At 25.2% G+C, this 985-nt stretch carries 1 protein-coding gene and 1 pseudogene; both read right to left on the reverse strand.

What is annotated here, in order from left to right; translation table 11 throughout:
• Window positions 1–297 (reverse strand): annotated as a pseudogene (locus JM658_RS16970) (hypothetical protein); the annotation flags it as partial.
• 142 nt (window positions 298–439) lie between these two features.
• On the reverse strand, window positions 440–985 hold a 546-nt coding region (locus JM658_RS16975; protein WP_236961085.1), incomplete at its 5' end, for a hypothetical protein.

Below are 985 nucleotides of genomic sequence, written 5' to 3' on the forward strand. Positions count from 1 at the left end.
CTTTTCATTAGCATAAATCTTACCATGAAGATTTGGTAAGTAGATAATACTAATATTTGGAAACTCCATAAAAAAATCAATATCTTGTTTTTTGAAACTCTTGGTTATATTAGTTTCATTCTTACCGAATCCCAAAATTACATGCACATGTGAATTATTTCGAAGTGTTTTAAATACCTCATTTTTAAAATATTCATCAAGCTGAATGAAAGGAGATAAAATGATTACGTATTTTTCAGCATAATAAATAGTATCGTAAATCTCGTCTGCAAGAGATTTCCCGGTTAAAAATTCCATAGATTAAGTTTTGGTCATTAATTTAGGATTGTAAAAATATTATTTTTAGCTAAAACTACCACTATTATACTTTCTATATCCTTTTTATGTTCCATTAAATTCAATATGGAAGAATTATTTAACTATATGGATTTGAACGTTATTATTTGAGCAATTCGATTCGCTCTTTAAAGTGGGTTATTATTTCTTTAATTCGATCTACAAGTTCTTGTAAAAGAATCTTTTTTGGATTTTTTAAATCATTAGAATTTAAATAATTCTCTAAAAGTTTCTCTAGTCCTGTTAAAAACGGTAGCTCACTTTCTGGAAATTCTATATAATGTCTCTTATATGTATCATTAAGCACATTATTAAATGTCAATAACTTCTTATTTTCTAACTCGATTAATTTATCAAAAAAAAGATTTGCATCTATGAACTCAAACAAAGAATTTTCAGAATTTAATATTTCATTAAAAAAGTCATGTACTTCTATCGATTCTTGATTTATAATGTCAAATATTTCATTTGCTTTTTTGCTTTTTTGTTTGTCGCGTTTCTCATTATGAAATTTTAAAATTTGCTTTTCAATATCGTTTAATTCATTTTCTTTCCTGAAATGTAAAATATGATCCATTTCACCAATATGGACATCAAAATTATTTTTTGAAATTTCTAATCCTTTCGACAGAATGGAAATAAGTTCTTG

The organism is Joostella atrarenae, from assembly GCF_021764745.1.
Lineage (GTDB): Bacteria > Bacteroidota > Bacteroidia > Flavobacteriales > Flavobacteriaceae > Galbibacter > Galbibacter atrarenae.